Genomic DNA, 24,507 nt, shown 5'->3' with positions numbered 1-24,507 from the left:
GGTCGGGTGGCTACGGTTTGACGCGGAGGTCGGTCAGCGGGCCGGCGACGGCCTCCTCGGCGTGCGGGTGGACGTGCTCGTGTCCCGGCCGGGCGCACTCCCCTTCGGGCTGCGGCGGCCGTCCGTCGTGCTCGATGCGTCCGGCGCGGACCAGGACGCCGCGCGAGATGACGGGTTCGAGCGGGCCGAGCTCGTGCGCGACGAGCACGACCGTGCGTCCCTCGCGCACGAGCGTGGCGAGCGTGCCGGCGAGCAGGCTCTGGCTGTCGGCGTCGACGCCGGCGGTGGGCTCGTCCATCACGAACGTGTCGGGCTCGCCGGCCAGCGCCCGCGCGATGAGCACGCGCTGCTGCTGGCCGCCGGACAACGACTGCACGGGGTCGCCGGCCCGCCCGGCCAGGTCGACCGCCTCAAGCGCGCGCGCCACCGCCGCGTGGTCCTCCTTGCTGGTACGGCGGAGCCTGCTCTGCCTGGCGATGCGCCCGGAGGCGACGATCTCCCTGACGGTCGCGGGCACGCCGCCGCCGACGGCCAGGCGCTGGGGCACGTAGCCGATGCGCCGCCAGTCGCGGAACCTGCCGGGCGGCACGCCGTACAGGAGGGTCTGGCCGCCCGACAGCGGGGTGAGGCCGAGCAGGGCGCGCACGAGCGTGGACTTGCCCGAGCCGTTGGCGCCCATGATGGCCACGACCTCGCCGGCGCGGACGGTGAGGTCGACGCCGCGCAGGATCGGGCGGCCGTCCAGGGTGACCTGGCCGCCGGTCATCTGGAAGACGGTGCTCATGCGCAGCCCAGGGCGGTCTGGAGCGTCTTGAGGTTCTGCCGCATCTGCGTAAGGTAGTCCCCGCTGCCCGGCTTGCCCTCCAGCGGGTCCAGCACCGCGGTCTTGGCGTGGACCTCCTGGGCGAGCACTTCGGCGACCTTCGGGCTGACCAGGGCCTCGGTGAAGATGGTGGTCACCTTCTCGGCGTTGGCGAGCTTGGCGACCTCGGCGATGCGCGCGGGCGACGGCTCGCTCTCCGGGTCGAGCGTGATGCCGACCTGCTTGAGCTTGTAGCGGTCGGCGAGGTAGCCGAACGCCTCGTGGCTGGTCACCATGGTCTTGCTGGTGCAGTTGGTCAGGCCCTTGGTCATCTCCTGGTCGAGCGCGGAGAGGTCGGCCGCCGTCTTGGCGGCGCGGTCCTTGTACGCCTGGGCGTGGGCGGGGTCGGCCTGGGCCATGCGCTCGCCCAGCTTCCCCGCGACGGTGGCGAACCTGGACGGGTCCAGCCACAGGTGCGGGTCGTAGGAGACCTCGTGCTCGTGCTCGTGCGCCTCCTCCCCCGCGTGCTCGGCGGCGGGCAGCGTCGGTACGGCGGTCGCCGCGTCGAAGGCCCGGTCCGCCTGCTGGGCCAGCGCGTCGTCCACGGCCGGCTGGACGCCCTTGATGTAGACGGCCAGGGTGGCGTCCTCGAGGTCGGCGATCTGCTGGGCGCCGAGTTCGAGGTCGTGCGGCTCGACGCCGGGAGCGGTGAGCACGGACACGTCGATGTCAGCGCCGCCGACCCGCTCGGCCAGCCATTGCAGCGGGTAGAAGGCCGTGACCACGCGGGGCTTCTCGCCCGGGGCGGCGGTGGAGGAGGCGGCGGTCTCGGCGGCGCCCGAACCGCAGGCGGCGGTGGCGAGGAGCCCGGCGCCCGCGAGCAAACCCGCCGCGCGCACCCGGAAATGTCCTGACATCATGGGAGTCATTATGCGGCAAAATGAAAATGGTTGTCAAAATCAGGCGTGATCACGGCCCACTGCGGGCACCTAGCGGCAGGGCGGCTCGAAGGGCAGTCCGGGGAAGTGGCGCTGCCACTCGGCGGCGGTGATCCGGGGCGTGGCCAGCGCGCAGAGCCGCCGCGCGACCCGTTCGGGATCCATGTCCCACATCCTGACCGTGCTGTCGCTGCTGCCGGTGACCAGGCCGCCGGGGGCGAAGACGACGGAGTTCACCCGGTCGGTATGGCCCGTCAGCGGCACCGGCGGGCCGGGGCTGCCGGGGCGCGTGATGTCCCAGACGCGGGCCGTACCGTCGAAGCCCGCCGTGGCGAGCGTGCGGCCGTCGGGGCTGAAGGCGAGGCCGTTGACGCTGTTGCTGTGGCCAGAAAGGACCGACAGCGACCTCGGCGCGCGCGGGTCGGACAGGTCCCACAGGCGCGCGGTGTGGTCGTAGCCCGCGCTGGCCAGGACGCGACCGGAGGGGGCGAACGCGACGGCCGCCACCGTGTTGGCGTGCCCGCCGATCGTCGCCAGCGCGGCCGGGCGGCGCGGGTCGGACAGGTCCCACAGCCGGACCATGCGGTCGGCGCTCGCGCTGGCCAGCGTGCGGCCGTCGGGGCTGAAGGCCAGCCCCAGCACGCGGTCGGTGTGGGCGCGCAGCACGCGTAGCTCGACCGGGGCGCGCGGGTCGGACAGGTCCCACACGCGCACGACGCCGCCGTCCTCCCCCACCGCCAGGACCCGGGCGTCGGGGCGCAGCGCCAGCGTGAACGTGTTGGCCGGTGCGCTCGTCGTGCCCAGCCGGACGGGGCGGCGGGGGTCGCGCACGTCCCACAGTCGCGCGGTGCGGTCGAGGGAGACGGTGGCCAGCCGGGCGCCGTCCGGCGTGAAAGCGGCGGTCAGGATGTTGTCGGTGTGCTCCTTCAGCATGACCAGAGGCGCCGGCCGGTCGGGGTCGGACAGGTCCCACAGGTGCGCGCGGCGGTAGCTGTTGGCCACGAGCAGCCGCCCGCCCGGACCGGGCACCGCCGAGTGCACCGGGCCCGCGTGGCCGTAGAGCACCGGGCCCGTGACCTCCCACAGCCGGGCCGTGGTGTCGCGGCCGCCGCTGGCCAGCGTGCGACCGTCGGGGCTGAAGGCGACCGCGTAGACGGTGTCGGTGTGCCCGGTCAGCGCGACGGGGACGGCGGCGAAGGCGGGTTCCGTGATGTCCCACAGGCGCACGGTGAGGTCGTAGCTGCCGGTCGCGACGGTGCGCCCGTCGGGGCTGAAGGCGACCGCGACGATGCCGCTGACGTGGCCGGTCAGGGCGGCCAGCTCGACCGGCGCGGCGGGCTCACGCACGTCCCACAGGCGCAGGGTGTTGTCGAAGCCGCCGGTCGCCAGCGTGCGGCCGTCCGGGCTGTAGGCGGCGGCGAGGACCCGGTCGGTGTGGCGTACCTGGGCCACCTGCCGCGGCTTGCGCGGGTCCGCCACGTCCCACAGGCGCACGGTCGCGTCCCCGCTGGTGCCGGCGAGCGTACGCCCGTCCGGAGCGAACACCGCGGCCGAGACCCCGTCGCCGTACCCGCCCAGCTCGGCGAGCTGCCTGGCCAGGGCCGGGGTCGTGACGTCCCAGAGCCGGACGGTGCGGTCGGCGCCGGCCGAGGCCAGCGTGCGGCCGTCCGGGCTGAACGACACCCGCCTGATCTCGCCCTCGTGCCCTCTGAGCGTGGCCACCTCGGCCGGGCGGGCGGGGTCGACGAGGTCCCACAGCCGCGCGGCGCCGTCCTGCCCCGCGGTGGCCAGCAACCGCCCGTCACCGCGGATCGCCGCTCCGAGCAGCCCGCCGGAGCCCGGCACCACGGCCAGCGGCCGGGGCGCGTGCCGCGCGCCGACGTCCCACAACCGGACCGTTCCGTCCGTGCCCGTGGTGACCAGCCGCCGCCCGTCCGGGGTGAACTCGGCCGCGTAGACCGCCCCGGTGTGCCCGGTGATCCTCGTCGAGTACGGCGTCGCAAACGTGCTGAGCAACGCCCCTCTGGCCTCCGCCGTGGGCGCCAGCCGGTAGGCGGCCAGGCCGATCTGCGCGGCCAGCGCGGGATTCGTGCCGCGCAGCGCCACCGCCTCGTTGGCCGCCTTGCCGGACAGCGCCTGGTTGCGCTGGTCGCTGACGGTGTCCAGGCTGCGCACGCTGACCACGGTCGCCGCCACGGTGAGCAGCAGCATCGCCGCCAGCCCCGCCACGAGCTGGTAGAGCCGCCGGGTACGCCGGCGGGCGGCGGCCAGCTCACCGGCCTCGCGATCGACCGAGGCGTCGAGGAAGGCCCGGTCCGAGGGCTGGGTCGCGCCCAGTTCCCTGGCGGCGGCCAGCCGGGCGCCCCGGTAGAGCAGCGCGGGGTCGCGGTGCTCGCGTTCCCAGGCGGCCGCGGCGTCGGCGAGCTGCCTGCGGATCACCAGCTCCGCCCGGTCCTCCTCCAGCCACTGCCGCAGCAGCGGCCAGGCGGTCAGCAGCGCCTCGTGGCTGATCTCCACCGCGTCGGTGTCGGCGGTGATCAGCCGCTGCGCCACGAACCGGTCGAGCACCTCCTCCATCTCCTCCGGCAACCGCTCGGCCGAGACGCGCCGCCGGGTGTCGGCGGTGTCGGCGGCCACGTGGACCAGATCGACGAACAGCCGCCTGGCCAGCTCCCGCTGCGGGCCGCTGAGCGCCGCGTAGACCTGGGTGGCGCTGGCCGCGACCGCGCCCTCGATGCCGCCCACCGCCCGGTAGTCGGCGATGGTCAGGCGCCGCCCGCCACCCTGCCGCCAAGTGGCGTACAGGGCGTGCGACAGCAGCGGCAGCACCCCCGCCTCGTGGGCGCCCGCGCGCGGGGCGACCTCGCGCAGCAGCAGGTCGACCAGTCCCTCGCCCAGCTCGACGCGGGCCTTGCGGGCCGGTTCCACGATGGCTTCGCGCAGCTCCGCCTCGTTCATCGGGCCCACCGCGAACTGGCCGTTCCTGGCGGCGGCCAGCAGCGGCGGGTGGCGCAGGGCGTGGGCGTAGAAGTCGGCGCGCAGGCCCAGGACGACCGTCGCGCCGTCGGCCGCCGCCTCGGCCAGCTCAGCGATGAGCGCCTGGCCGGGCGAGCTCGTGGTGAAGACCTCCTCGAACTGGTCCACGACGACGAAGCCGCCCAGCTCGCCGGGCGGGCGCGTGCTGGGCGTGAACAGCCGCACCGGCCGCTCCCCCAGCTCCGGGATGAGGCCGGCGCGCAGCAGCGAGGACTTGCCCGAGCCGGACGCGCCGACCACCAGGTGCAGGCCGTGGCCGGAACCGTTGGTGAGGCGGTCGAGGAGCTCCTCGGTCAGCGCGCGGCGGCCGAAGAACCACTCGGCGTCCTCGACCTGGAATCCGGCCAGGCCCCGGTAGGGTTCCGGTCCGGCCGGGCGGGGGCCGGGGGCGCGCCGTACCCTCAGCCAGGCTTCCCGCCACCGCTCCCGCTCGGCGGGGTCGTCGACCCCGCACGCCCGCAGGACGCGGTCGAGCAGGTCGCGCGAGCCGGTGGAGGGCAGCCCGCGGCCGGCGAACCAGTCGCCGATCGTGCTGTGCGCGCCCTGCACGCCCGTGGCCGCGGCCACCTGGCGCACGGTGAGGCCCGCGCGCTCGCGCGCCGCGGTCAGCTCACGGGCGAAGTCCTGGCGGGTGTGGATCAGGTCGATCGCGTGCGAGCTCTCGGACATTCATGTCTCGATTCGACACGTGCGACGTCGGGTCACCGCGATGGTACGGCCTCGCCCGGATCTCCGGACTCCCCGGCGGCGTCGGCACAATGAGGTCATGCGATTTCCCGATGGCTTCGTGTGGGGCGTCTCCACGTCGGCCTACCAGATCGAGGGCGCGGCGGGCGAGGACGGCAGGGGCCCGTCGATCTGGGACACCTTCTCCCATGCCCCCGGCCGGATCGCCGACGGCGCCGACGGCGACGTGGCCTGCGACCACTACCACCGCCACGCCGAGGACGTCGGGCTGATGAAGGGGCTCGGGGTGCGGGCCTACCGGTTCTCGGTGAGCTGGTCGCGGGTGCTGCCCGAGGGCGCGGGCAAGGTCAACGCGGCCGGGCTCGACTTCTACGAGCGGCTGGTCGACGAGTTGCTCGGCAACGGCATCGCCCCCTACGCCACCCTCTACCACTGGGACCTGCCCCAGGCGCTGGAGGACCGCGGCGGCTGGCCCGCCAGGGAGACCGCGGAGCGGTTCGCCGACTACGCGGCAGCCGTACACGAGAGGCTGGGTGACCGGGTCGACACCTGGTTCACGATCAACGAGCCGTGGGTGGCGGCCTTCCTCGGGTACGCGGCGGGCACGCACGCGCCGGGGCGGCGCTCGGCGGCCGAGGCGTTCCGGAGCGCGCACCACATGCTGCTGGCCCACGGACTGGCGACCGGCGTGCTGCGGGCGGCGGGGGCGCGGCGGATCGGCGTGGCGCTCAACCTGTCGCCCGTGCTCACGCCCGGCCAGCTCGGCGACCAGGAGCAGGAGCTGACGCCCGAGGACGCGGCGGCGGTGTCGCGGATCGACACGCTGCTCAACCGCCAGTTCCTGGACCCGCTGCTGCGCGGCTCCCACCCGCCGGAGCTGCTTGAGGTGGTCGGCGCGCACGCCGGGCTCGGTCACGTGCGCGACGGCGACCTCGACGTCATCGCCCGGCCGATCGACGTGCTCGGCGTCAACTACTACGCGCCGCACGTCGTCCAGGCGCAGCCGAGCCTGCCGGGCGAGCCCGCCTTCCCCGGCAGCGAGGGCGTGCTGTTCGCCGGCACGCCGGGCCCCGCCACCGCGATGGGCTGGCCGATCGTGCCGAGCGGGCTGACCGTCCTGCTGCGCAGGCTGGCCGCCGACCATCCCGATCTCGACCTCATGGTGACCGAGAACGGCGCCGACTTCGGCGACGGGCCGCGTGACGGCGACCGGGTGGCGTTCATCGAGGCGCACGTGCGCGCCGCCCACGCCGCGATCTCCGACGGGGTACGGCTGCGCGGCTTCCTGGCCTGGACGCTGATGGACAACTTCGAGTGGGCCGACGGCTACCGGCGCAAGTTCGGCCTGGTCCACGTGGACTTCGCCACCCAGCGGCGGACCGAGAGGGACAGCGCGCGCTGGCTTCGCGAGGTGATCGCCCGCAACGGCCTGCCCGCCGCGCCCCGGCCGACGCTGGAGACCGTCGCGGCGCGGGCCGGAGTCTCCAGGGCGACGGTCTCGCGGGTGGTGAACGGCGAGGCGTCGGTCCGTCCCGAGGTCAGGGCCAGGGTCCAGGCGGCGGTCGAGGAGCTCGGCTACGTGCCGAACCAGGCCGCCCGCAGCCTGGTCACGCGGCGCACGGGCACGGTGGCGCTGGTGCTGTCCGGGCCGCGCCACGACAACGCGGAGCTGGTCTCGGCGGTCGTCCAGTACGTGACCAGCGTCCTGGAGGCGAGCGGGCGGCAGGTGCGGCTCATGCTGGCCGACTCCGAGCAGAGCCACCGCCGCGTCCTGGCCCAGGCGGAGGGACGGCACGTGGACGGCGTCATCCTGCTCCCTCCGGACCTGGCGGAGGAGCGGCCGACGACCGGGCCTTCACCGGCCGCGCGGCCGGCGGCCGGGCCTTCAGCGGCCGCGCGGCCGGTGACCGGGGGCCCACTGGCGGAGCGGCTGGCGACGAGCGGCGTGCCTTTGGTACTGCTCGGCGGGCCTGACGTGGGCGTGGACGACGCGGGCGGCGGCGCGGCGGTCGCCCGTCACCTGCGCGATCACGGCTGCACGCGACCGGCCGTCCTGACCGGGCCGGGCGCGGCGGCGGCCGCACGGATGCGGGGCTTCCTGGAGGTCTTCCCGGAGGCGGAGGTCGCCACCGACCCCCGGCGGCCGCTCTCCGGCCATGACGCGGTCTTCGCCGTCTCCGACCCCCTGGCGCTGGCGGTGCTCGGGGCGGCGCGGGAGGCGGGTCTGCGGGTTCCCGGGGACCTGGCGGTGGCCGGGTTCGGGGACGGCGAGGCCGGGCGGCACACGCGGCCCACGCTCACGACGGTCTCCGTCCCCGTGACCGAGCTGGCGCTGGCCCTCGCCCGGTCGATGCTGTCCGCGCTGGACGGCCAGCGGGCCGCGCCGAGCATCCTGCCCGTGCACCTGGTCGTCAGGGAGAGCACGGTCAGCGGCGGGCGATGATGCGCTCCGCCCAGCTCGCCGCCTCCGGATCCTTCAGCCCCTCCACCACGCCGCCCAGATAGGCCGTGGCCAGGCTGTGGAAGCCGTTGTCGAGCTGGCGGATCCGTCCGGCCCGCCGCCGGTCGGCGCCCTGGAGGTGCTGGCCGATGCTCTCGGCGTACCCGGCGTCGTGCTGGTAGGCGGCCTGGGCCCGCGCGCAGGCGGCCGCGTCGTGGTCGCGCTTGGCGCGCAGCTCGCGCAGCCGCCGGTCGTTCGGGTTGTGCATGCGGCGGCCGAGGTCGGCGGCGATGAGCGCGGTGGCGATCAGCAGCGCGAGCAGGAGCACCATCGTGGGCAGCTCGCCGACGCCCTGGGAGGTGGGGCCGATCTCCTGGCCGTCCACGACCAGTGGCTTGACCAGGGCGTCGCGGCGCAGCACGGCCACGGCGACGATCAGGCCCAGCCACACCAGCGCCACCCCGGCCAGCAGCCAGCGACCGCGGGCCGGGCTGCCGTTCTCCTGCCAGGCGCGGAACGCCCTGCCGTACATGTGGGGCGCGACCAGCATGATCAGCGCGGCGCCGGTGGCGAGCAGGGCGGTCATGGCGACGCTGTCGCCCCAGTTCAGGATGACCTGGTAGAGGATGGGCACCTCGACGATCAGCAGGAGCAGCAGCAGGAGCGCGCCGGGCAGCCAGCGCCTGACCGCGAGCCAGCGGCTGCCGGACACGGCGATCGAGCTGGGCCGCCCGTCGCCGGGGCGCCTGCTGGGCTGTTCCAGCTCGGCGACCAGCCGCTGGGAGTCGTCGAGCGTCCTGCGCAGGTCGGAGAAGGTGCGCTGCGACTCGGCCAGCCGGATCTTCTGCGCCTCGAACTCGGCCCTGGCCTGCTGCGCCTCGCGTTCGGCGCACTCCTCGACGCGGGCCAGCTCGGCCAGCCGTTCGTCCTCCAGCTCGTGGAAGCGCGGGACGCTGCCGGTCTCCAGCGTGAGCGTGTCGATCTGCCCCTCGGCGGCGTGGCCGCGGCCCAGCTCGCGCTCCTCCGCGCGGCGGGTGCGCCAGTCGGGCAGGTGGTACAGGTCCCCGTCGTAGGCGATCGCGGGGGTGATCCGTGCGACCTGCGCGGGCTCGTCGGGAAGGTTTTCGTGCCGTCTGCGTAAACGCATCGCCCCTCCAGCTTCTGGTTCGATGCTAATCGCCGAAATTCACGGAGAATGGCTGGCGTGAGCGAATTGCCGGTTATCGATATCGCGCCCCTTCTCTCCGGTACGGCCGGCGACGTGCCCGGCCGGATCGGGGCGGCCTGCCGTACCAGCGGCTTCTTCTACATCACCGGGCACGGCGTGCCGCCCGCGCTGATCGAGCGGCTGGACGCGGCGGCGCGCGCGTTCTTCGAGCTGCCGCTGGAGGTCAAGAACGAGATCTCCATGGAGCGCGGCGGCCGGGCCTGGCGCGGATTCTTCCCCGTCGGCGGCGAGCTCACCTCGGGGCGGCCCGACCTGAAGGAGGGCGTCTACTTCGGCGCCGAGCGCCCGCCCAGCCGCACGCCCCTGCACGGGCCGAACCTCTTCCCCGCCCAGGTCCCGGACCTGCGCGAGGCGGTGCTCGCCTACATCGAGGCGATGACCGGGCTCGGCCAGGCCGTCATGCGCGCGATCGCGCTCAGCCTGGGACTGCCCGGCGACTACTTCAGCGCCGGGTACACCGCCGACCCGACCGTATTGTTCCGCGTCTTCCACTACCCGCCGTCCGAGCCGGACACGGACGGCTGGGGCGTCGGCGAGCACACCGACTACGGGCTGCTCACGCTGCTGCTCCAGGACGCCAACGGCGGGCTCCAAGTCCACACGCCGGGCGGCTGGATCTCCGCGCCGCCCATCCCCGGCACGTTCGTGTGCAACATCGGGGACATGCTGGACAAGCTGACCGGCGGGCTGTACCGCTCGACGCCGCACCGGGTGCGCAACCTCAGCGGGAACGAGCGGCTCAGCTTCCCGTTCTTCTTCGATCCGGGGTGGGACAGCGAGGTGCCGCCGCTGCCGTACAAGGAGGGCGGGCGGGCCCGCTGGGACGGGCAGGACCTGCGGGCCTTCTCGGGGACCTACGGCGAGTACCTGCTCGGCAAGGTCTCCAAGGTCTTCCCCCACCTGCGCGCGGACGTCCTCGACTAGAGCAGGTCGGCCGAGACGGCGCCGGACGCCTCGAACGCCTCACGCCAGAAGGCCTCCAGCAGCGGGAAGCGGTCCGGGTTCGAGGTCTTGGCGCGCAGGAAGCCGTGTACGACCACCTCGTAGCCGGTCAGGTCGGGCAGGAGGCGGGCCTGTCGCAGTTCCTCGATCTTCCGCTTCCTTCCGGCGTCGCTGAGGTCGAGCTTGTTGACGTCGAGGTCGCCCCGGTTGTTGATCAGGTCGCTGAAGACGGCGATCCGGTGCGCGCTGTCCGGGCTGCGCTGCGCGGTCATCTGCTTGGCCAGGTAGCGCAGGGCGCCGATCACGTCGGAACCCTTGCCCTCCTCCGGGCAGTCGAACAGCTTGAGCGCCTTCGGCAGCACCTGTCCCAGACGGTGCTTCCTGATGCGCTCGTCGACCACGGGGTTGTCGTTCGGGTTCTCCCGCTGGGTGGCGGCGATCCTGACCGGGGTCTCGCGGCACGTGCTGCTCTCCGAGGCGCCGGTGACGGCGGCGAAGCCCATCCAGTCGCAGCCGCCGGTGAACTCGGGCAGCTTGGCCGACACGTCGTTCCTGGAGGTTGCGGGTTCGGCGTAGGAGGTGGAGTCCACGATGGTGCCGCAGAGGGCACGCGCGTCGGCCCCACACCCACTCACCCCCGCCCCGACCAGCACCACCACCACAACCCCCACCAGCCCCCTCACCCTTCCCCCTTCCCCGACCCGCCCTCAGCCCCTCCGGCCTCCCCCCATTCCGAACCAGCCCTCCCGGCATCACCCCTTACCGGGTCGGCCGTTCCTGGGTCGACTCTTCCTGGCTCGGCGCGTTCCCGATCGACGCCCCCGCCGGGGTTGCCCCACCCGTACCCGCTCCTCCCGGAACCGCCCTGCTCGGCACCTCCGGCGTCAGCCCGGCCTCGGTCGCCCCACCCGTACCCGGCCTTCCCGTAACCGGCCTGCTCAGCGCCCTCGGGGTCGGCTCTTCCTGGGTCGGCCCACCCGTACCCGGCTTTTCCGGAATCGGTCTGGTCGGTGCCTTCGGGGTCGGCTCTTCCGGGGTCGGCTGGTTGGTCTTTGGCGGGGTGGGAGGTGGGTGGTGCGGTGAGTTCGGGGGTGTGGGTGGTGGGCAGTTCGTGTCGCCCGGTCACCTCGGCCTGCCAGAGCTCGACCCGCCGCTCCACCTCCTCCAGCAGCCCGCCCAGCTCCTCATCCCCGGCCACCGGGGCGGCGGTGTCCATGGCGGTCACCTCGCCCTTCCACAGCGGCGGGATCTCCTCCCGGCGCGGATGCGCCCGCATCACCCCGCTCCGGTAGGCGGCGATCATCCGCTGGGCCCAGGCGTGCACCTGCTCGACGTCGTGGTTGCGCCGCAGCACCGCGCCGTCCCACTCGCGCGCCAGCCGTTCCATCTCCGCCCGAGCCGCATAGACCTGCTCGGCGGCGTCCTCGACCTCGGCGGCCCGCCGACGTTCCGCCCGCCGCCGCCGGGCCTCGGCGATCGTGATGAACTCGTCGTCCCCCCGCCCGTTGGCGGCGCGCGTCCCGTTCGGCGGCGCGGGCGGCGCACCACCCACCGTCATCCGCAGTACGGCCTGCCGCGCCGCACCCGCCTCCCGTAACAGCCCGGTACGGACGTCGGCCAGTTCCCTGTCCAGCCGGGCGATCCGCTCGCGGGCCATGGCCCGTACCTCGCCCAGGTAGGCGGGCTGGCAGTCGGGGTCGGTGAACTCGTGCAGCGCGTGCTGGCGGGCATCGCGTACACCTTGCTGGTGAGCGTCCTCCCGCTCCTGGTCCAGCCCCGTGCTCCGCCTGAACAGCCGCGCCAAGAACGCCATCCGCGTCTCCCGAGTGTCCCTGGATTCTCCACACTAATCGCCCATTCCGGAGACGGGCGGGAAGAGCGACCGGGAGGTATCGGGCAGACGACAGCCGAGGACGGACCCGGGACGTGGTTGCCAAGAGGTGCCGGGCCGGACCGAGAGGGTCACGGGTGACCGGGCCGGGTGGCCGGGCGGGGTTGGGCGGTGCGGGGTGAGGCCGTGCGGGGTGAGGCCGTGCGGGATGGGCGGTGCGGGGTGAGGCCGTGCGGGATGGGCGGTGCGGGGTGGGGGCGGGCTCCGTCGGTGGGGAGGCGGTATACAGGTCGCGTGGAACTGGATCGGCTGGACCGCGAGATCATCGGTGCGCTCATGGAGGACGCCCGGGCGACATACGCGGAAATAGGCCAGCAAGTGGGTCTGTCCGCCTCGGCGGTCAAGCGGCGCGTGGATCGGTTGCGTGAGGCGGGCACGATCACGGGGTTCAGCGCCGTCGTCGCCCCGCAGGCACTGGGATGGACGACCGAGGCGTACGTGGAGCTCTTCTGCCAGGGCAAGACGAAACCCTCCGACATCGCGCTGGCCGTGGCGCGTTTCCCCGAGGTGGTGGCGGCTGCGACGATCACCGGCGAGGCCGACGCCCTGCTGCACATCCGGGCGACCGACGTGGGCCACGTGGAGCGGGTGATCGAGCGCATCGCGGCCATGCCGTTCGTGGTGCGGACCAAGAGTTCGATCGTGCTGTCGAGGCTGGTCGACACGGCGGTCCCGACCGCACGCAACGGATCGCCCATCACCGGCTGAGACTCGCAACAGACCCGCGCCAACACGCAATATCGGCCGCTTGGCCTGCATAATCATGCATTCTTAGGCTGTCTCCGTCCCCCGAGACGCCCATGTCGGCCCGGAGGGGATCCCCCGACGACGATGACGGAGACCTGGCATGCCCAAGCACTTCCTGATGTGCCGCCCCGAGCACTTCACGGTGGCGTACGCGATCAACCCCTGGATGGACCCGGCGGCGGGCGCCGATCGTGACGTCGCCGTGCGGCAGTGGGAGGGGCTGAAGGCCGCCTATGAGGCCCTGGGCCACCAGGTGAGCCTGATCGACCCGATCGAGGGCCTGCCGGACATGGTGTTCGCCGCCAACGGCGCCACGGTGGTCGGCGGCCGGGTGTACGGCGCGCGTTTCGCCTTCCCGCAGCGCGGCCCGGAGGGCCCCGCGTACCTGCGCTGGTTCGAGGAGCGCGGCTACCAGGTGAAGAACCCCGAGCACGTGAACGAGGGCGAGGGCGACTTCCTGACCCTGGACGAGGTCGTCCTCGCCGGTACGGGCTTCCGCACCGATGTGCGCGCGCACCAGGAGGCGCAGGAGTTCCTGGGGCGCCCGGTGATCTCGTTGTCGCTGGTGGACCCGCGTTTCTACCACCTCGACACGGCGCTATTCTCACTCGACGGACGCAACGTCGCCTACTACCCCGGCGCCTTCTCCCAGGGCAGCCAGGAGGTGCTGAAGCGGTTGTTTCCCGAAGCGGTCCTGGCCACGGCGGCCGACGCCGAGGTCCTCGGCCTCAACGCGGTCAGCGACGGCGAGCACATCGTCATCAACTCCGAGGCCGGAGAGCTCCAGCTCGAGCTCAAGCGGCGCGGTTACGAGGTGATCCCCGTCGAGCTGGCCGAACTCCGCAAGGCGGGCGGCGGGCCCAAGTGCTGCACGCTGGAAATCCGGGCATAAAGTGATATAGGGGGAGATAATGACCAGCACCACACAAGAGCTGATCGAGATCAGCGAGCGGCGCAGCGCGCACAACTACCACCCGCTGCCCATCGTGATCCACGAGGCGCACGGCGCCTGGGTGACCGACGTCGAAGGCAGGCGCTACCTGGACTTCCTGTCCGGCTACTCCAGCCTGAACTTCGGCCACGGCAACCCGAAGATCATCGAGGCCGCCCAGACCCAGCTCAAGAACCTCACGCTGACCAGCCGTGCGTTCTACCACGACCAGTTCGCCGCGTTCTGTACCGGACTGGGCGACCTGACCGGCAAGGACATGATCCTGCCGATGAACACCGGCGCCGAAGCGGTCGAGACCGCCATCAAGGTCTCCCGCAAGTGGGGCTACGAGGTCAAGGGCGTCGCGCCGGAGCAGGCCAACATCATCGTGATGGAGGACAACTTCCACGGGCGTACCACCACGATCATCAGCTTCTCCACGGATCCGGACGCGCGCGACAACTTCGGCCCGTACACCCCCGGCTTCAAGATCGTCAAGTACGGCTCCGCCGAAGCCGTCCGCGAGGCCATCGACGCCAACACCGTGGCCGTCCTGGTCGAGCCCATCCAGGGCGAGGCCGGAGTCCTGGTGCCGCCGGACGGCTACCTCACCCAGATCCGCGAGATCTGCACCGAGAACAACGTCCTCATGATCGCCGACGAGATCCAGTCCGGCCTCGGCCGTACCGGAAAGACGTTCGCCTGCGACCACGAAGGCGTCGTGCCCGACATCTACATCATGGGCAAGGCCCTCGGCGGCGGCGTCGTCCCGGTCAGCGCCATCGCGGCCGACGAGGACGTCCTCGGCGTGATCAAGCCGGGCCAGCACGGCTCCACGTTCGGCGGCAACCCGCTGGCCTGCGCCGTCGGCAACGCCGTCATCGAGATCCTCAACACCGGCGAGTTCCAGGCCCGGGCCACCCAGCTCGGCGAGGTCCTGCACGCCCGCCTGGACGAGCTGGTCGGCAACGGCGTCGTCACGGTACGCGGACGCGGGCTGTGGGCGGGCGTGGACATCGACCCGTCGCTGGCCACCGGCCGCGAGGTCTCCAAGGCCCTGATGGCCCGCGGCGTCCTGGCCAAGGACACGCACGGCTCGACGATCCGGCTCGCGCCGCCGATCGTCATCTCGGAGGAGGACCTCCTCTGGGCCGTCGACCAGCTCGCCGACGCCATCGCCTCCTTCCGCTGACCTCACCGGAAGACCCTCCCGGGCGGACCCAGCCTTTCTGGCAGGCCGCCCGGGTCAAGGCCGAACCCGCCGGGAGACCGCTCCAGCCCGGGTCCTGTCAGCTCCCCGGTGGGATCGGGGTCGGCTCCAGGCTCGCCTCAAGGTCCACGCTGGGCCGGTCCGGCATCGGGGTGAACGTCACCACCGTCTCCGGGGTGGGAGTGACCTTCTCCGCATCGCCCTTCTCCGGAGTCGGGGAGACGGACTCCGGAGTGGGCCGAGCCGGGGTGGCCGTCTCGACGTCGGCCGGAGTCGGGGTGACCTTCTCCACCGTGGCCGCCGGAGTCGGGACGGCGGTGGGGTTCGCCGGGCAGGGGGCGATCTCGTGGCCGTCGATCTTGGGCAGCGCGTCGGCCACCCGCATGCCGAGCTGCGCCGTCAGCGCCACCACGCTGCCCTCGGGCGCCCCCGCCGCCTTCTCGTCCACGACCGTGTCGCGCAGGCCCATGTACTGGCCGGTCTCGGGGTCGAAGATGAGCTGCTGGAGGACCCCGTCGTACACGAGCCCGATGCCCGTCCCCAGGCGCCCGAGGTCGTCGGCGACGTCGTCGGCCACCCGCACGCCCGGGACCGCCTTGAGCGCAGCGATCACGGCGTCCAGTTGCTCCTCTGTCAGGTACCGCTCGGCCACCATCCCCCGCGCCCGGTCGAAGGCGACGGCGGCGGGGTCCCTGCCCGGCTCGGCGGGCTCGGCGGGGTTGGGACGCAGCGCCGCCTCGTCCGAGGGCACCACGGGCGCACCCAAGGGACATTCGGCCAGCCGCAGCCACTCCGTGCGCGGCGGCTCGGGCGTCTCCCCCGCCCGCGGCTCGGACGGCAGCGTCTCGCTGCGCACGTACACCGGCTCCGTACCCGACGCCGTCAGCCACACCTGCCTCTTGACCCGCTGCGGAACCCGCCCCTCCGCGCCGTCGCGGCCGAGGATCGGGCGGCCCTCGGTGCCCTGCGACTCGATCACGATGTACTGGCCCGGCTGAGGATCGAGCCCACCCGGCGAGGCCACCGTCCCCGGTCCCCCGCGGGTCAGCGCCCCCGCCACCCCGCCGACCAGCAGCACCGTCACCGCGAACGCCGCCACCGCCTGCCAGCCCAGGCGCGGGAGCCTGAGCCCGCGCCGCCCCCGCGCCGCACGCAGCAGTCCCTCCCGCGCCCGCGAGCGAGTCTCTTCCGGGTACGGCGGCGCCGCCGGACGCCCTTCTGCGAAGATCCTGATCTCGTCATCCACGGTGGGCCTCCTCGGCAGCGAACGGATCGGCACCGCCGAGAGCCCTGCGCACCTTGGCCCGCAGCCGGTGCAGCCGCGAACGCACGGTGCCGACCGGGATGCCCAGCGCCAGCGCCGCGTCCTCGTAGGTGAGGTCGGCCCAGGCGAGCAGGAGCAGAAGGTCGCGTTCGGCCGCGGTCAGCTTGGTGAGCGCCCGCGCCAGCCTGGGCTGGAGCAGTTCGGCGCTGACCCGGTCCGCGCTGCGCTCGTCGAAGCCGTCGGGGCGCTCCACGCTCACCTTGGCCATGGCCTGGTTGCGGCGGCGCTCGGCCCTGCGGTGCTGGGCCACGACGTTGGTCGCGATGCCGTACAGCCAGGGTCTGGCGTCGGGGCGGGCCAGGTCGTAGCGGGTGCGGGCGCGGAAGGCGACCAGGAACACCTCGGCGGTCACGTCCTCGGCGAGTTCGGCGCCCAGCCTGCGGGCGGCGTACCGGTGGACCTCCTCGGCGTGGCGGTCGAACAGCGCGGCGAAGCTCTCGGGGTCGCTCAGGGAGCGCCCGATCAGCGCCGCGTCGTCCAGCCGTTCTTGAACACCCACCACGTTCCGGTCCTCTCGTGTGCGGTCACCCTGTTGTTGACCGCACCGGAACCAGCGGTTCCCCCTTTTTCTTCACCGCCCCCACCCAACACCCCAGCCACCCCACCCAGAAACCCGCTGACCGCCCCCTCCCGGGGCCTTCGGGAACCCGGAGGCAGGCTCCAGCAGCGCAGTTGCCGGGGCAGAGTCACGGCACAAACCCCGAGCCCAAGCCCAAGCCCGAGCCCCGGGCAGGATCCCGGGCACGAGCCCGCGCGGAGGTCACGGGCGGGAGCGCTGGGGCGGGGTTCCGGGGGCGGTTCCGGAGGCGGGTTCCGGGGGTGGGGCGCGCGAGGTGTCGGGCAGGCGGGATGCCGGGGTGGGGTTAGGGGTGGTGCCAGGTTAGGAGGCCGTCGGGGGATGGGGCGGGGGTGAAGCCTGCGGCGGTCAGCTCCTTGGTCAGGTCTTCGAGGGAGGGGCGGTAGCCGTCGCTCTCCACGACGTCCTCGCTGATGACCACCCCGCGCTGCAGGATTCGGTAGGAGAAGCGCGACCTGGCCACCTCCTCCGTAGCCGACACGACCTGGCCGAGGATCTCGTAGGTGTGCCGCCCCACCCGGTACGACCCCATGACCTCGGACGGCCCCGGCACCGCGACGGGCCGCCGGCGCCAGTTGAAGATCAGGCGGCCGCCGGGCCGGAGCTGTCTGGCCAGCGTGTCCCACAGTTGCTCGCGTGCCGGCGGCGCGAAGCCGTACAGGACGGAGATCATCACGACGGCCTCCACGGGCTCGTCGAGGTCGGTGTCGAGCGCGCCGTAGGGCAGGACGGTCACCCGCTCCCGCAGGTCTGGCCGGTCGGACAGGCGGGACAGCAGGACGGCGCGCATGCCCAGCGACGGCTCGACCGCGAAGATCTCGCCGGGCACGCTGTCGCCGATGACCTGGGTGATGAGGCCGGTGCCCGCGCCGATCTCCAGGACGCCGCCGGTGACGCCGTCCAGGAGCGGCGGCAGGAGCCGTCTGATCTCGGGGACGTGCCCGTCCTCATGCCAAAGGTCGTAGAAGGGTGCGGTGCGGGTGTAAGCGTCCAAGGTCACAGATCATGTTAGGTGCACGGTGTCGATGGGCTTGACCGAGTCGTCGGTGGCCTGGTACCAGGTCACGGAGTTCGGAAAGGTCAGTACGGCCAGCGCGTTCTGGAACCACGGCCCATGCGTCACCCGCCAGCGGATGGGCGGCCGGGGGATGCGGGCGAGCCTGGCCAGCGTCCCCCCGATGAGCGTGGCGATGCCGAACTGGGTGAACACGTTGGCAAGCCGCAGCACCCTGCTGAGCGGGTTGCGGATGGGCGAGCAGACCAGTTGGGTGATGTTCCGAGATTTCGCGACATAGGAGTAGTGGACGTCCCCGGACAGGATCATGACCGGCACACCGGTCTTCAGCAGCAGCTTGGCCAGCGAGTCGAAAGAACGCCGGAACGCCGCCCAATGCTCAAGGTCGAACGCCTGCCGGAGGACCTCGGACAGCCTGGCCACCACCTTGCCCCACTTGCCGTCGCACAGGGCCTCGTTCCAATTCTGGACCGAGTGCACGCCCTCGGGCAGCATGAACGGGATCGACGAGCCGATGATCAGCCGCTCGGCCGGCAGCGCGACCTGCTCCTCCAGCCAGGACCACTCGACCGCGTCGAGCATGCGCCGGTTGCCAGGGGTGAGCTGGCGGGCGCAGCGGGTGTCGACGATGAGCAGCCGCGTGTGGCCGAGGTCGCGGGCGTAGCTCCACCGGTTGCTGCTCGGCTCGACGTCGGCCTGCTCGGCGAAGGCGTCGAGGCGCTCGGAGCCCGCGCCCTTGATGAGGTCCTGCAGCAGCGGGTCGACGGCCCGCTCGGCCGGAGACAGGTTGCCGAGGTGCTGGTAGACCCAGTAGGCGCCGAGCCCGGAGATCACCCGGTGCTTCCACCAGGGCACCTTGGCCATGGTCTCGCGCCAGGTCTGGGAGGTGTTCCAGTCGTCGCGCACGTCGTGGTCGTCGAAGATCATGGCGGTCGGCACGGTGGACAGCAGCCAGCGCAGCTCCGGTTCCGTCCAGGCCTGCCGGTAGAGCTCGGCGTACTCCTCGAAGTCGGCGATCTCGTCCTGCGGCTCGGTGGTGCGCCGGGAGCGGATGTAGTCGAGCATCTCGGGCGAGGGGTTGTCGGCGTAGACCTGGTCGCCGAGAAGCAGCAGCAGATCCGGCCAGTCGGGGTCGGCCGCGGTCTCGAGGTGGTCGCCGTAGGCGCGCAGCACGTCGGGGCCGTGGGTGCGGACGTGCGCCGCGTCATGGGGCACGCTGGTACGGCAGGAGCCGAACGCCAGCCGGCGCGGCCCCTCGGGCGGGATCAGCCGGATCCTGCTGGGCTCGCGGCCCTCCAGGGGCCAGACGGACGTGCCGTCCAGCTCGACCCGGTACTCCGGCACGTCCCGCGTCAGCTCGGTGAGATCGACGATGGCGTAATGGTGGCCGTGCACGGTGAACGTCGGGGCGGCGTAGTCGCCGTCCGGCGTCGTGACCGTGACCTGGCATGGCTCGTCGGTTTCCACCCATATGGAGGCGCTCGTCTCGTCGACGTAGCGCAGCATGGGACCGATCACCAACCCGGGCATCCCACCTCCTCTTGTGACAGTTCGGCGAAGACCTTCTACCCAGCCTGCCAGTGTGGCACGTTCCCTGAGTGACGATCACACGCTTGGATTTGTAGACAACGGATCGGCTGCGAATCGGACAGAATCCCTACGCAATTCAAAACCACTCGATATAGGCTGATCACGACAATAGCGTCCAAATGGATCGGGCAACGGCGCCCAATCCACTGATTTGGGCGTACTTCACAGGAGGATTTTCTTCCATGACCGTCATGGTGCCGTCAACGACGCCGGCCCTGATCACCCCTGGACAACAGGCTCTCGACTCCGCTCTCCACCAGCTCGGCCACGCCGCCGAGCACCTGGGCCTCGACGACGGGCTGCGCACGATGCTGGCCACGCCCCGCCGTTCGCTGACCGTCTCCGTGCCGGTCCGCCGCGAGGACGGCCGCATGGACGTGGTCCAGGGCTTCCGCGTCCAGCACAACGTCTCGCGCGGCCCCGCCAAGGGCGGCATCCGGTTTCATCCCAGCACCGACATCCACGAGGTCACCGCGCTGGCGATGTGGATGACGTGGAAGTGCGCGCTGGTCGGCATCCCGTACGGCGGCGCCAAGGGCGGCGTCTCCGTCGACCCGACCGTGCTGACCACCCGCGAGCTGGAGCGGCTCACCCGCCGCTACGTCAACGAGATCCTGCCGCTCATCGGCCCGGAGAAGGACATCCCCGCCCCTGACGTCGGCACCGACGAGCAGACCATGGCGTGGATCATGGACACCTACAGCGTCAACGCCGGCTACTCGGTGCCCGGCGTCGTCACCGGCAAGCCGATGACGCTCGGCGGCTCCCTGGGCCGCGCCGGTGCGACCTCGCGCGGCGTGCAGATCGCGGCGCTGGCCGCGCTCGGCCGCTCGCCCGAGGGCGTCACCGTGGCCGTGCAGGGCTTCGGCAAGGTGGGCGCGCTGGCCGCGCAGTACCTCGCCGACGCCGGCTGCAAGGTCGTGGCCGTCTCCGACGTGCGGGGCGCGGTCCACGCGCCGTCCGGCCTGGACGTCGCCGACCTGCGCGCCCACAGCGCCGAGACCGGCAGCGTGTACGGCTACCGCCACGCCGACGCCATGGACCACGCCGAGCTGTTCGAGCTGGACGTGGACCTGCTGGTCCCGGCGGCGCTGGAGGGCGTGATCACCGGGGAGAACGCGCCGAGGATCCGCGCCCGCCTCATCGTCGAGGGGGCCAACGGCCCGACCACACCGGAGGCCGACGAGATCCTCGCCGCCTCCGGCACCACCGTCGTGCCGGACATCCTGGCCAACGCGGGCGGCGTGATCGTGTCGTACCTGGAGTGGGTGCAGAACATGCAGGCCTTCTCCTGGAGCGCCGCCGAGGTCGAGATGAAGCTGCGCGACCTGATGCGGGGCGCGTACGGCGAGGTGAAGTCGCTGGCCGCGGAGAAGGACCTGACGCTGCGCCAGGCCGCCCACGTGATCGGCGTGGGCCGGGTGGCCGAGGCGCACACGATGCGCGGCCTCTACCCGTGAGCGCGACTTAAGTAGGTGACGTGACCGTCCTGGGACCGATGCACCGGCCCCGGGGCGGTTGCGAGGCTGACCCCATGAGAGAAATCGTGGGGTTCATCCTTCTCCTCCAAGGGGTGGCCGGCTTCGTCGGCCTCACGTTCTTCGACGCCAAGTGGGGTGTGCTGCACCGCGTCGCGGAGGTCCCGAACTGGGGCTACCTGGGCATCGCGCTGGCCGGCGCCGGCCTGATCATGTGGGGCGAGTCGGCCAAGAAGAAGAGCTAGCCCGTACGCTCTGACCATGACCTATCCCGATCCGATCTACCACGGTGACCAGGGCGAGAAGAGCGCGCTGTACCGTCCGGCCGCCCACGCGCCAGAGCTGGTCTACCCCAACGGCAACGAGGTCCACTACATCGCCACCGGCGCCTCGACCGGCGGGCTGTTCGGCCTCTACCGGTGGGTCATGGGGCCGACGCCCAGCGGGCCCGGCCCCCACTTCCACAAGACGATCACCGAGTCGTTCTACGTGCTGCGCGGCACGATCCGCATCTTCAACGGCGACGAGTGGCTCGAGACCGAGCCGGGCGACTGGGTGCACGTCCCGGCGGGCGGCATCCACGGCTTCAGGAACGAGTCGGGCGAACCCGCCGAGATGCTCCTGCACTTCTCGCCGGGCGCGCCCCGCGAGGGGTACTTCGAGGGCCTGGTGGAGTCCGCGGACATGACCGACGAGGAGCGTGCGGCCTTCTATCTGCGCCACGACAACTACTGGCTGTAGCGCTCAGGCGTAGGGCGCGGTGATGACCTCCATGTTGTGGCCGTCGGGGTCGTCGAAGTAGACGCCGCGCCCGCCGTACAGGTGGTTGATCTCGCCGGGGGTGTGGTGTCCCGGGTCGGCCCAATACTCCACGCCGGCCTCCTCGATCCGCGCGAAGATCTCGTCGAACTCCGGCTCGCTGACGATGAAGCAGTAGTGGTTCGGCTGGATCGAGGTGGCCTCCATGTAGTCGAGCGTGACGCCGTTGGCGGTCTCCAGGGGCGTGAACGGCCCCCAGTCCTTGCCCACCCGGAGCCCGAGGATCCTGCCCAGGAACTCGGCCGAGGCGCGCTTGTTCCGGCTCTGCACGATCGTGTGGTTCAAGTCGACTGCCATACCAGCCAAGCTATGCCCGCCCCACGCCCGATGCCAGGACCATGGGCCCGAATTGCCCCTTTCGCGGGGGTGTGTCGCCGTTGGATACTCGCGATCATGGCCCCCACAGGGGCTCGATGAGAGGACCGGCAACATGTCCACACCCCCCAAGACAGTGGAGCGGTTCGGCTACCGCCAAGAGCTCCAGCGATCCCTGGGCTTCGCGGATCTGATGATCTACGGGCTCGTCTTCATGGTGCCGATCGCCCCGTTCGGCATCTTCGGCACCGTCTTCTCCACCTCCGGCGGCATGGTCGCGCTGGCCTACGTCGTCGGCCTGGTCGCCATGGCCTTCACCGCGCTGTCGTACGCCCAGATGGCACGGGCCTTCCCGATGGCCGGATCGGTCTACACCTACGCCGGCCGCGGCATCGGCGCCCCCGTCGGGTTCGTCGCCGGCTGGGCGATCCTGCTCGACTACCTGCTCGTGCCGGGGCTGCTGTACCTGGTCGCCGGCGTCGCCATGAACTCCTTCGTGCCCGCCGTACCGGTCTGGGCGTGGGTGGTGGCCTTCGTGGCGCTCAATACCGTGGTCAACTACCTGGGCATCCAGATGACCGTGCGCATCACCCGCATCATGCTGGTCGCCGAGCTGGTCGTGCTCGCGATCTTCCTCGTCGTCGGTGTGGTCGCGCTGGCCCAGGGCAAGGCGCAGACGGGCGCGCTGACCCCGCTCTTCGACTCCTCGACGTTCACCCTGCCGCTGGTGTTCGGCGCCGCGTCGGTGGCGGTGCTGTCGTTCCTCGGCTTCGACGGCATCTCGACGCTCGCCGAGGAGAGCCGCGAGGACGCCAGGCGGCTGGGCCGTTCCATGGTGGCCGCGCTCGCGCTGGCGGCGGTGCTATTCGTGGCGCAGACCTGGGTGGCCGCGCTGCTCACGCCCAACCGGGCCACGCTGCTGGAGAAGGGCGACCCGGCCGGCAGCGCCTTCTACGACACCGCCGCCTTCGCCGGCGGCCCCTGGCTGGCCACGCTCACCGCCGTCGCCACCGCGATCGCCTGGGGCTTCGCCAACTCCCTGGTCGCCCAGGCGGCCACGTCCCGGCTGCTGTTCGCGATGGCCCGCGACCGGCAGTTGCCCGCGTTCCTGGCCCGCGTCCACCCCCGCCACAAGGTCCCGGTCAACGCCACGCTCGTGGTCGCGGCGCTCTCGCTGGCGCTGGGCGTCTACATGAGCACCCGCGCCGACGGCATCCCGCTGATGAGCTCGCTGGTCAACTTCGGTGCGATGACCGCCTTCCTGCTGCTGCACGTCGCAGTGGTGGTCCACTTCCTGGTACGGCGGCGCAGCGGCAACCTGGTCGCCCACCTCCTGGTCCCGCTGCTGGGATTCGGCATCCTGGTCTTCGTCGTGATCAACGCGAACGTGGCCGCGCAACTGCTGGGGTTCGCCTGGCTCGGACTGGGCCTGGTGGTCCTCGGTGTCATCCATCTCGTGGGCCGCCGCCCGCGCCTGCCGGAAGAGGTCATGTGAACATCCACTCCCACCGCCCAGCCCCGGACGAGCTGAGCTACACCTTCGGCGGCCGCGCCCCGGTCGCCGAGGTAGGGCCGGGCACGCTCCTGGAGCTCTACACCGAGGACTGCTTCGGCGGCCGGGTGCGGACCGTGGACGACCTTCCCTCCCAGGTGTGCGAGTTCCCGTACCTCAACCCGGTCACCGGCCCCTTCCACGTGACCGGCGCCGAGCCGGGCGACACGATCGCGCTGCACTTCGTCTCGATCACCCCAGCCCGCGACTGGGCGATGTCCACGACGTTCCCGCACTTCGGGGCCCTGACGGCCACCCACACCACCGCGATGCTGCACCCGGCGCTGGAGGAGCGGGTCTGGCGCTACGACCTGGACCTGGCGCGCGGCGTGGCCGTCTACCGGGCCAGGAAGAGCGACTTCACCGTCGAGCTGCCCCTGGACCCCATGCACGGCACCGTCGGCGTGGCCCCCGCGGCCGGCGAGGTCAAGATGACGATCACGCCCGACGCACATGGCGGCAACATGGACACCCCGGAGCTGCGCGCCGGCGTCACCGTCTACCTGGGCGTCAACGTCGAGGGCGGGCTGTTCGCGCTCGGCGACGGGCACGGCCGCCAGGGCCACGGCGAGGTGTGCGGCACCGCGCTGGAGACCGCGATGAACACCGTCGTCGCGGTCGACCTGATCAAGGGCGTGCCCACGCCGTGGCCGCGCATGGAGGACGACCTGCACCTCATGTCCACGGGCTCGGCCCGGCCGCTGGAGGACGCCTACCGCGTCAGCCAGCACGACCTGGTCACCTGGTCGGCCGAGCTGACCGGCCTCGAGACGCTCGACGCCTACCAGCTCATCAGCCAGGCGGGCCAGGCGCCGGTCGGCAACGTGTGCGACACCAACTACACGATGGTCGCCAAGGTCGCCAAGGCCCACCTCAGGGACCCGTCCGCCTACGGCTCCGCCCACGCCCGGCTGCGCGCCCTCGGCGCGGAGTATCTTTCTTCCCGCTGAAAAGGCGGGTGTCGCAGGTCAGGTTAATGATCACC

General features: G+C 72.2%; 21 protein-coding genes. 10 read left to right on the top strand and 11 right to left on the bottom strand.

Annotated features, from left to right (window positions below; genetic code table 11):
- Positions 1–10: 10 nt before the first annotated feature.
- The 3 genes from ACIBEJ_RS22715 to ACIBEJ_RS22705 all read right to left on the bottom strand — a co-directional run bounded on the left by ACIBEJ_RS22715 (position 11) and on the right by ACIBEJ_RS22705 (position 5,445).
- On the bottom strand, positions 11–784 hold the full coding sequence (locus ACIBEJ_RS22715) for a metal ABC transporter ATP-binding protein (RefSeq protein ID WP_397184769.1): 774 nt from the start codon (positions 782–784) through the stop codon (positions 11–13).
- Positions 781–1,722, bottom strand: a complete 942-nt coding sequence (locus ACIBEJ_RS22710; protein ID WP_397184768.1) for a metal ABC transporter substrate-binding protein — start codon at positions 1,720–1,722, stop codon at positions 781–783. The genes ACIBEJ_RS22715 and ACIBEJ_RS22710 overlap by 4 nt, the downstream gene beginning before the upstream one ends.
- 69 nt (positions 1,723–1,791) lie before the next feature.
- Positions 1,792–5,445 (bottom strand): helix-turn-helix domain-containing protein, encoded by a 3,654-nt coding sequence (locus ACIBEJ_RS22705; protein ID WP_397184767.1) that lies wholly within the window; start codon positions 5,443–5,445, stop codon positions 1,792–1,794.
- A 97-nt stretch (positions 5,446–5,542) separates the two neighbouring features.
- On the opposite strand from ACIBEJ_RS22705, the gene ACIBEJ_RS22700 reads away from it, so the two are divergent.
- Entirely contained in the window at positions 5,543–7,906 is a 2,364-nt protein-coding gene (locus tag ACIBEJ_RS22700; protein ID WP_397184766.1) for a GH1 family beta-glucosidase, read from the top strand.
- On the opposite strand, the gene ACIBEJ_RS22695 is transcribed toward ACIBEJ_RS22700, so the two are convergent.
- The gene (locus ACIBEJ_RS22695; RefSeq protein ID WP_397184765.1) at positions 7,890–9,050 is read right to left on the bottom strand and encodes a hypothetical protein; all 1,161 of its coding nucleotides are present in this window, start codon (positions 9,048–9,050) and stop codon (positions 7,890–7,892) included. The two genes, ACIBEJ_RS22700 and ACIBEJ_RS22695, sit on opposite strands and share 17 nt — an antisense overlap.
- 57 nt (positions 9,051–9,107) lie before the next feature.
- Here ACIBEJ_RS22695 and ACIBEJ_RS22690 point away from each other — a divergent pair, with 57 nt between their 5' ends.
- Complete coding sequence (locus ACIBEJ_RS22690) at positions 9,108–10,055, top strand: isopenicillin N synthase family dioxygenase (RefSeq protein WP_397184764.1); 948 nt, start codon at positions 9,108–9,110, stop codon at positions 10,053–10,055.
- On the opposite strand, the gene ACIBEJ_RS22685 is transcribed toward ACIBEJ_RS22690, so the two are convergent.
- A complete protein-coding gene (locus ACIBEJ_RS22685) occupies positions 10,052–10,756 on the bottom strand; it encodes a hypothetical protein (RefSeq protein WP_397184763.1) in 705 nt (234 codons plus the stop codon). The genes ACIBEJ_RS22690 and ACIBEJ_RS22685 overlap by 4 nt on opposite strands.
- Entirely contained in the window at positions 10,753–11,886 is a 1,134-nt protein-coding gene (locus ACIBEJ_RS22680; RefSeq protein ID WP_397184762.1) for a hypothetical protein, read from the bottom strand. The genes ACIBEJ_RS22685 and ACIBEJ_RS22680 overlap by 4 nt, the downstream gene beginning before the upstream one ends.
- Positions 11,887–12,198: 312 nt before the next feature.
- Here ACIBEJ_RS22680 and ACIBEJ_RS22675 point away from each other — a divergent pair, with 312 nt between their 5' ends.
- From ACIBEJ_RS22675 to rocD, 3 genes are all read left to right on the top strand, one after another.
- Positions 12,199–12,672, top strand: a complete 474-nt coding sequence (locus tag ACIBEJ_RS22675; protein WP_397184761.1) for an Lrp/AsnC family transcriptional regulator — start codon at positions 12,199–12,201, stop codon at positions 12,670–12,672.
- Between the two features lie 139 nt (positions 12,673–12,811).
- Positions 12,812–13,603: a dimethylargininase gene (ddaH, locus tag ACIBEJ_RS22670; RefSeq protein WP_397184760.1), complete on the top strand. Its 792-nt coding sequence runs from the start codon at positions 12,812–12,814 to the stop codon at positions 13,601–13,603.
- Positions 13,604–13,622: 19 nt separating this feature from the next.
- Positions 13,623–14,834: an ornithine--oxo-acid transaminase gene (gene rocD / locus ACIBEJ_RS22665; RefSeq protein WP_397184759.1), complete on the top strand. Its 1,212-nt coding sequence runs from the start codon at positions 13,623–13,625 to the stop codon at positions 14,832–14,834.
- 97 nt (positions 14,835–14,931) lie between these two features.
- Here the strand turns inward: rocD and ACIBEJ_RS22660 are convergent, their stop codons facing one another.
- From ACIBEJ_RS22660 to ACIBEJ_RS22645, 4 genes are all read right to left on the bottom strand, one after another.
- Positions 14,932–16,098 carry a hypothetical protein gene (locus tag ACIBEJ_RS22660; RefSeq protein ID WP_397184758.1) on the bottom strand — a complete coding sequence of 389 codons (1,167 nt, stop codon included), beginning with the start codon at positions 16,096–16,098 and terminating at the stop codon, positions 14,932–14,934.
- Positions 16,091–16,678 carry an RNA polymerase sigma factor gene (locus tag ACIBEJ_RS22655; RefSeq protein ID WP_397184757.1) on the bottom strand — a complete coding sequence of 196 codons (588 nt, stop codon included), beginning with the start codon at positions 16,676–16,678 and terminating at the stop codon, positions 16,091–16,093. Before ACIBEJ_RS22655 ends, ACIBEJ_RS22660 begins: the two co-directional genes overlap by 8 nt.
- Positions 16,679–17,039: 361 nt before the next feature.
- Entirely contained in the window at positions 17,040–17,747 is a 708-nt protein-coding gene (locus tag ACIBEJ_RS22650) for a class I SAM-dependent methyltransferase (RefSeq protein WP_397184756.1), read from the bottom strand.
- 9 nt (positions 17,748–17,756) lie between these two features.
- Positions 17,757–19,298 carry an alkaline phosphatase D family protein gene (locus ACIBEJ_RS22645; RefSeq protein ID WP_397184755.1) on the bottom strand — a complete coding sequence of 514 codons (1,542 nt, stop codon included), beginning with the start codon at positions 19,296–19,298 and terminating at the stop codon, positions 17,757–17,759.
- Positions 19,299–19,540: 242 nt separating this feature from the next.
- On the opposite strand from ACIBEJ_RS22645, the gene ACIBEJ_RS22640 reads away from it, so the two are divergent.
- The 3 genes from ACIBEJ_RS22640 (at position 19,541) to ACIBEJ_RS22630 (ending at position 21,577) form a co-directional block, all read left to right on the top strand.
- Positions 19,541–20,818, top strand: a complete 1,278-nt coding sequence (locus ACIBEJ_RS22640; protein WP_397184754.1) for a Glu/Leu/Phe/Val dehydrogenase — start codon at positions 19,541–19,543, stop codon at positions 20,816–20,818.
- A gap of 74 nt (positions 20,819–20,892) precedes the next feature.
- Positions 20,893–21,081: a hypothetical protein gene (locus tag ACIBEJ_RS22635; protein ID WP_397184753.1), complete on the top strand. Its 189-nt coding sequence runs from the start codon at positions 20,893–20,895 to the stop codon at positions 21,079–21,081.
- Positions 21,082–21,097: 16 nt separating this feature from the next.
- The gene (locus tag ACIBEJ_RS22630) at positions 21,098–21,577 is read left to right on the top strand and encodes a cupin domain-containing protein (protein ID WP_397184752.1); all 480 of its coding nucleotides are present in this window, start codon (positions 21,098–21,100) and stop codon (positions 21,575–21,577) included.
- A 3-nt stretch (positions 21,578–21,580) separates the two neighbouring features.
- Here the strand turns inward: ACIBEJ_RS22630 and ACIBEJ_RS22625 are convergent, their stop codons facing one another.
- Entirely contained in the window at positions 21,581–21,952 is a 372-nt protein-coding gene (locus ACIBEJ_RS22625; protein WP_397184751.1) for a VOC family protein, read from the bottom strand.
- A 133-nt stretch (positions 21,953–22,085) separates the two neighbouring features.
- Here ACIBEJ_RS22625 and ACIBEJ_RS22620 point away from each other — a divergent pair, with 133 nt between their 5' ends.
- Entirely contained in the window at positions 22,086–23,465 is a 1,380-nt protein-coding gene (locus tag ACIBEJ_RS22620; RefSeq protein WP_397184750.1) for an APC family permease, read from the top strand.
- On the top strand, positions 23,462–24,472 hold the full coding sequence (locus ACIBEJ_RS22615) for an acetamidase/formamidase family protein (protein WP_397184749.1): 1,011 nt from the start codon (positions 23,462–23,464) through the stop codon (positions 24,470–24,472). Before ACIBEJ_RS22620 ends, ACIBEJ_RS22615 begins: the two co-directional genes overlap by 4 nt.
- The last annotated feature ends 35 nt before the right edge of the window (positions 24,473–24,507 follow it).

It is taken from the genome of Nonomuraea sp. NPDC050790, assembly GCF_044456745.1.
In the GTDB taxonomy this organism is placed as follows: domain Bacteria; phylum Actinomycetota; class Actinomycetes; order Streptosporangiales; family Streptosporangiaceae; genus Nonomuraea.
The sequence above is the reverse complement of the archived record's forward strand: the minus strand, read 5'-3'. Positions and strand labels throughout refer to the sequence as shown.